7 protein-coding genes are annotated in these 6449 nt (G+C 72.1%); 5 read left to right on the top strand and 2 right to left on the bottom strand.

The annotated features are described in order from the left end of the window. Positions 1-326 precede the first annotated feature (326 nt). Entirely contained in the window at positions 327-1349 is a 1023-nt protein-coding gene (hemE, locus tag VGK78_RS16450; protein ID WP_331528802.1) for a uroporphyrinogen decarboxylase, read from the top strand. Here the strand turns inward: hemE and VGK78_RS16455 are convergent. Next, positions 1343-2347, bottom strand: a complete 1005-nt coding sequence (locus VGK78_RS16455; protein WP_331528803.1) for a MauE/DoxX family redox-associated membrane protein — start codon at positions 2345-2347, stop codon at positions 1343-1345. The genes hemE and VGK78_RS16455 overlap by 7 nt on opposite strands. A 61-nt stretch (positions 2348-2408) precedes the next feature. On the opposite strand from VGK78_RS16455, the gene hemG reads away from it, so the two are divergent. Next, a complete protein-coding gene (hemG, locus tag VGK78_RS16460; protein WP_331528804.1) occupies positions 2409-3755 on the top strand; it encodes a protoporphyrinogen oxidase in 1347 nt (448 codons plus the stop codon). Between the two features lie 4 nt (positions 3756-3759). Continuing rightward, a complete protein-coding gene (gene hemQ, locus VGK78_RS16465; protein ID WP_331528805.1) occupies positions 3760-4488 on the top strand; it encodes a hydrogen peroxide-dependent heme synthase in 729 nt (242 codons plus the stop codon). 88 nt (positions 4489-4576) lie between these two features. On the opposite strand, the gene msrB is transcribed toward hemQ, so the two are convergent. Continuing rightward, a complete protein-coding gene (gene msrB / locus VGK78_RS16470; RefSeq protein WP_331528806.1) occupies positions 4577-4993 on the bottom strand; it encodes a peptide-methionine (R)-S-oxide reductase MsrB in 417 nt (138 codons plus the stop codon). Between the two features lie 140 nt (positions 4994-5133). Here msrB and VGK78_RS16475 point away from each other — a divergent pair, with 140 nt between their 5' ends. Both VGK78_RS16475 and VGK78_RS16480 read left to right on the top strand, forming a co-directional pair. After that, positions 5134-6228: a DNA polymerase domain-containing protein gene (locus VGK78_RS16475; protein WP_331528807.1), complete on the top strand. Its 1095-nt coding sequence runs from the start codon at positions 5134-5136 to the stop codon at positions 6226-6228. Positions 6229-6265: 37 nt separating this feature from the next. Continuing rightward, on the top strand, positions 6266-6449 hold a 184-nt coding region (locus tag VGK78_RS16480; protein WP_331528808.1), incomplete at its 3' end, for a glycosyltransferase.

A 6449-nucleotide genomic window follows, 5' to 3' on the forward strand; every position in this document is an offset into this window, starting at 1 on the left:
GGGATCGGCAGCACTGAGTCTCGTGCGCGCGCGGCGCCGCAGAAGGTGGAGGTCTGCGTGCGCGCACGAGCCTCAGCAGAGATGCCGCCGATCCCGCCGGATTTCCCGCGCGCGTTGGTGACTGGGGTGTGGGCGAGGTCGGCGGCACTGGGTCTCGTGCGCGCGCGGCGCCGCAGAAGGTGGAGGTCTGCGTGCGCGCACGAGCCTCAGCAGTGATGCCGCCGATCCCGCCGGATTTCCCGCGCGTTGGTGACCTTCGGGTGTGGGCGAGGTCGGCTAGGTCCATCGATTCGTCCGGGCGGGCCCGGGTTTGCGAACATCTGCCCATGGCCGACCTGCGCGACAGCGCCTTCCTGCGCGCGATCCGGGGGGAGCCGGTCGCCCACACGCCGGTCTGGTACATGCGCCAGGCGGGCCGCTCGCTGCCGGAGTACCTGAAGGTTCGCGAGGGCGTCGGGATGCTCGAGTCGTGCATGAACCCCGACCTGGTCACCGAGATCACGCTGCAGCCGGTGCGGCGGTACGGCGTGGACGCGGCGATCTTCTACGCCGACATCGTGCTGCCGCTCAAAGCCGTCGGCGTCGACCTCGACATCGTGCCCGGGGTCGGACCGGTCGTCGCCCGGCCGGTGCGCGCGCTCGAGGACGTCGCGGCGATCCCCGACCTGACGCCGGAGCACGTGCCGTTCACGTCGGCCGCGATCAGGTCGCTCGTCGGCGAGCTCGGCCCCACACCGCTGATCGGCTTCGCCGGCGCGCCGTTCACGGTCGCGTCCTACCTCGTCGAGGGCGGTCCCTCGAAGGACCACGCGCTGACCAAGGCGATGATGTTCGGCGCGCCGGACGTGTGGGACGCGCTGCTGCGCAAGATCGCCGGCATCGCCGCGGCGTACCTCCGGGTGCAGGTCGAGGCGGGCGCCTCGGCGGTGCAGCTGTTCGACTCGTGGGCCGGCGCGCTCACCACCGACGACTACCGCCGCTCGGTGATGCCGCACTCGGCTGCGGTGCTCGCCGCCGTCGGCGACCTGGGCGTGCCGCGCATCCACTTCGGCGTCGGTACGGGCAGCCTGCTCGGGCTGATGGCCGAGGCCGGGGCGGACGTGGTCGGAGTCGACTGGCGTACGCCGCTCGCCTCCGCGATCCCGGTCGTCGGCGACCGCGCCGTGCAGGGCAACCTCGACCCCACGCTGGTGTTCGCGCCGACCGAGGTGATGACCGCCCGCGCCGCGGAGATCATCGAGGCCGGCCGGGCGGCGAAGGGACACGTGTTCAACCTCGGCCACGGCGTGCTGCCGGCGACCGATCCCGACCAGCTGAAGCGGCTGACGGAGTTCGTGCAGGGCTACTGAGCAGCAGCCTCGCCGGTCGCGGCGGCGGCCTGGAGCTCCTCGGCGGCGGCTGCGACCAGCTCCTCGATGTCCTCGAGGCCCTCGGCGGGACCGCCGGCCAGCAGCCGGTCGGTGCCGAGGAGCACCGCGCCGGGCCGCGTGAACACCTGCAGACGCACCCGGGTCTCGTCGTCGGGGTCGCCGAGGAGGTCGTCGGCGAGCTCCGGCCACAGGGTGCGGACCTGAGACCACTCGCTCAGCGAGACCAGGTGCACACGCACCGGGTGCAGCTGCTCCTGCCAGACCGGCAGTCGCTCGGCGATCACCGGCGCCGAGTCCCGAGCGGGGTCCCAGAACACCAGCAGTCGCGCCGCGGCGTCGCTCAGCTTCCAGAGCGAGTCGGGACCGTCGGGACCGTCCAGCAGGCCGTAGGGGATCGGTCGCGCGAGGTAACGGTCGTCATCGTCGTCGACCCGCTGGGGCTGGTGGGGCGCCGGGAGCTTGCTCTCTCGCACCACGAACCCGGTGGTCACGACGGTGACCAGCACCGCGGCCAGCCACCAGCCGTCGTCGCCCAGGTCCTGGAGCCGCTCGACCACGCCGTCGCCCCGCCACGAGTCGAGCCAGGCCACCAGCGCCAGCAGCACGAGCACGGCGTTCCGGACCGCGGTCTGCCGGGTGATCCAGCCGAGGCCGAGCCGACCGAAGCAGCCGCAGCGGACCGGGTACCCGAAGTGCAGGGCGCGGACCACGACGACCAGGTAGAGGGCGAACAGGACCAGCGTGAGCGAGGCCGCCACGACGTACCAGCCACCGGGGAGCAGCAGGAGCAGCGCCGCCACGACCAGCTCGCCGTACGGCAGGAGCCGAGGGGCGTTGATCGTGTTCAGGAACCTCGGGAGCTGCAGCTTGGTGAAGACCGACGCCGTGTCGCCGTGGTCGCGCAGCTTCGCCGCGGCGCTCAGCACGAGGATCGCGACGAGCAGCAGCGGAGGCACGAGGAACGGCGTGCTGGGCACCGGCACAGGATAGGGGCCGGGCGGCGCCCGGGGTCCCCGGAAGCGATGGGAGAGTGTCCGCGTGGCTGACCCCGGACCCGACGTGGTGGTGGTCGGTGGTGGTGTCGCCGGCCTGACCGCCGCACGCGACCTGATCGCGGCCGGCCTGTCCGTGCTCGTGCTCGAGGGGTCACCAGAGATCGGCGGCAAGCTCCGGCTGGCGCCGGTGGGAGGCGTCGAGGTGGACGTCGGGGCGGAGTCGATGCTCGCGCGCCGCCCCGAGGCGGTCGGTCTCGCGGCGGAGCTGGGGGTCGACGTGGTGCATCCCGCCTCGCAGTCGTCGCAGCTGTGGACACGCGACGCGCTGCGGCCGCTGCCGCGCACGCTGCTCGGTGTGCCCCTCGACCTGACCGGGCTCGCGGCGTCGGGGGTGCTCTCGGCCGAGGGCCTGGATCGCGCGACGCACGAGAGCGTCGCGCCGCTCGGCGAGGAGGACGTCTCCGTCGCCGAGCTGATCGGGTCGCGTCTCGGTCCCGAGGTCGTCGACCGGCTGGCCGAGCCGTTGCTCGGCGGGGTGTACGCCGGCCACGCCTCCAACCTCTCCGCCCGCGCCGCCGTCCCGCAGGTCGTCTCGCTGCTGCGCGAGCACGGGTCGTTGCTGGCCGCGGGCGCCACCGTGCCACCGGCGTCGGACGAGCCGGTGTTCGCCGGGATCGTGGGCGGGCTCGGTCTGCTGCCGCGACTCCTCGCGGCCGGGCTCGACGTGCGGACGTCGACGCCGGTGCGGGAGCTGGCCCGGACTCCGTCCGGCTTCCGGCTGACCGTCGGCTCCACCCGCACCGCGGAGACGGTCGAGACCGGACGCGTTGTGCTGGCGGCGCCGGCCGCACCCTCCGCCCGGCTGCTCGCGGACGTCGTGCCCGGCGCGGCGCGGGAGCTCGCCGCCGTGGAGTACGCGTCCATGGCCATCGTGACCCTCGCCCTGCCCGACCTGGACGTCGGCGGCTCGTCGGGTTTCCTGGTCCCGGCTGTCGACGGCCGGCGGATCAAGGCAGCGACGTACTCGTTCTCCAAGTGGGCGTGGGTCGGCGCAGCCTCCGACCTGCGCATCCTGCGCGCCTCGATCGGGCGCCATCGCGAGGAGGCGTCGTTGCAGGCGCCGGACGACGAGCTGGTGGCGAGGGTGGTCGGCGACCTCGCCCTGGCGACCGGCCAGGAGATCCGGCCCGTGGACGCGCACGTGCAGCGGTGGGGCGGCGCGCTGCCTCAGTACGCCGTCGGCCACCTCGACCGGGTCGCCCGCATCCGTGCCGCCGTGGACGATGTCCCGGGTCTCGCGTTGTGCGGGGCGGCGTACGACGGCGTCGGGATCCCGGCGGTGATCGGCTCGGCCCGGCGGGCGGCCGATTTCCTGCTCGCGGCAGAATGAGGGCATGGCAGCGAGCCCCACCGAGTCATCGAACCCGCAGACGAACGCCGCTCGCACACGCGAGCTGAACGAGGTCGTCCGCTACACGATGTGGTCCGTCTTCCGTCTCGCATCGCCGCTCGGCGACGCGGACCGGGCCACCGAGGCGGCCGAGGTGTCCGAGCTGTTCGAGAAGCTCGCGGCCGACGACGTCGTCGTGCGGGGGACCTACGACGTGTCCGGCATCAAGGCGGACGCGGACGTCATGGTCTGGTGGCACGCCGCGAGCAGCGAGCAGCTCCAGTCGGCGTACAACCGGCTGCGGCGCACCGCGTTCGGCCGGAGGCTCGAGCCGGTCTGGTCGCAGATGGCCCTGCACCGTCCGGCGGAGTTCAACAAGAGCCACCTCCCGTCGTTCCTCGCCGAGGAGGAGGCGCGCGGACACGTGTGCGTCTACCCGTTCGTGCGGTCCTACGAGTGGTACCTGCTCGAGGACGCCGAGCGCCGGCGCCTTCTTTCCGAGCACGGGCAGATGGCGCGGGAGTACCCCGACGTGCGGGCCAACACGGTCTCGAGCTTCGCGCTCGGCGACTACGAGTGGATCCTGGCCTTCGAGGCCGACGACCTGTCGCGGATCGTGGACCTGATGCGCCACCTGCGCGGCTCCGAGACCCGACGCCACGTGCGCGTCGAGATCCCCTTCTACACCGGCGCCCGGACCTCCGTCGCCGACCTGCTGGCCCGCCTGCCGTGAGGGCCGCAGAATTCCCCGCCTGAGCGGGGAATTCTGCGCTGGTTGGCCGAGATCTGCCGCAACAAGTGTGGAGATGCCCCTCCCCGTGTTACTGCTGTGACACCTCGGAGTCGGCGGGTTCGAGGGTGAGGCTGACGGAGTTGATGCAGTACCGGTCGCCGGTGGGGGTGCCGTATCCGTCGGGGAAGACGTGGCCGAGGTGCGAGCCGCAGTTGGAGCAGCGCACCTCGACCCGCTTCATCCCGTGCGAGGTGTCCTCGAGGTACTCCACGGTGTCGGTGATCGGCTGGTAGAAGCTCGGCCAGCCGCAGCCGGAGTGGAACTTCGTGTCGGACTCGAACAGCTTCGCCCCGCAGGCCTTGCACGAGTAGACGCCCTTGGTGTCGGTGTCGGTGTACTCCCCGACGAACGGCCGCTCCGTGCCGGCCTCGCGCAGCACGACGTACTCCTCGGGCGACAGCTCCTCGCGCCACTGCTCGTCGCTCTTCTCCACCTGGTAGCCCATGCCTCCACCGTAGTCGCCGACACCAGCCCCGACACCGACCTCACCTGACGAAACGGTGACGCCACGCGAGCGCCGACCCGGCGGAAACGGGCGGGCCGACAACGCCGACCCGGCAGAAGCGTGCGGCTAGCCTGGCCCGCATGCCGAAGACACCCGCCGCGGAGGTCGTCGTCCCGGGGCCGGACGGCGAGCGGGCGGTGCGGGTCAGCAGCCCCGACCGGGTGATCTACGAGAAGACCGACCGCACGCCCGAGGTCACCAAGCTGATGGTGGCGCAGTTCTTCGCACGCGTGGACGACGGTCTGATGCGGGCGCTCCGCGACCGGCCGACCGCGCTGGAGCGGTGGACGGCCGGCGTGCGTCTCGGCATGCGGCTGGCCACGAGCACGACCGACAAGGACGCCGACGCCTTCTACCAGAAGCGCGTCCCCAAGGGCGCTCCCGGCTACCTCGAGTCGATCCAGGTCACGTTCCCGTCCGGCCGGACCGCCGACGAGATCTGCCCGACCGAGATCGCGGTCCCCGTCTGGTGCGCGCACATGGGTACCCTCACCTTCCACCCCTGGCCGGTACGCCGCGCCGACGTCGACCGCCCCGACGAGCTCCGCATCGACCTCGACCCTCAGCCCGGTACGACGTTCGCGGACGCCGTGCGGGTGGCGCTGGTCGCGAAGGAGCTGCTCGAGGAGCTCGGCCTGAAGGGGTATCCCAAGACCAGCGGCAACCGCGGCGTCCACGTCTACGTGCGGATCGAGCCGCGGTGGGAGTTCGTCGACGTCCGCCACGCCGCGATCGGCTTCGGCCGCGAGCTCGAGAAGCGCGATGACGGAGTCACCACCGCGTGGTGGAAGGAGGAGCGCGGCGAGCGCATCTTCGTCGACTTCAACCAGAACAACCGCGACCGCACGATCGCCTCGGCGTACTCCTTGCGGCCGGTCCCGGGCGCCCCCGTGTCGACCCCGATGACCTGGGACGAGCTGAAGGACGTCACCGACCCGCGGGACTACAACCTCTTCACGGTGCCCGACCGCCTGTCCGACGGCGACCCGTGGCAGAGCATCGACGACGAGCACTACTCGCTGGAGCCGCTGCTGCGGTTGTTCGAGGAGCAGGGCTCGGTCGAGCTGAACTACCCGCCCGACTACCCCAAGATGCCCGGCGAGCCGCCAAGGGTGCAGCCGAGCAAGAAGGTCGCGGCCCACTGGGACGAGCAGGGCAACCGCATCCCCGACTGATCGTTCGACGAGCCGACCAGGTGACTAGGCTCGAGACATGGCGTCGCTGCGGTCCGTGCTCACGGGGCGACCGTTGATCTCGGTGGCGATGGCGACGTACAACGGGGCCCCTTTCCTACCCGAGATGCTCGCCAGCCTGGCCGCGCAGACGCGGCTGCCCGACGAGCTGGTCGTCCGGGACGACGACTCGGACGACGACACCGTCGAGATCCTGCACGCGT

This window comes from Nocardioides sp. (assembly GCF_036503465.1).
Lineage (GTDB): Bacteria > Actinomycetota > Actinomycetes > Propionibacteriales > Nocardioidaceae > Nocardioides.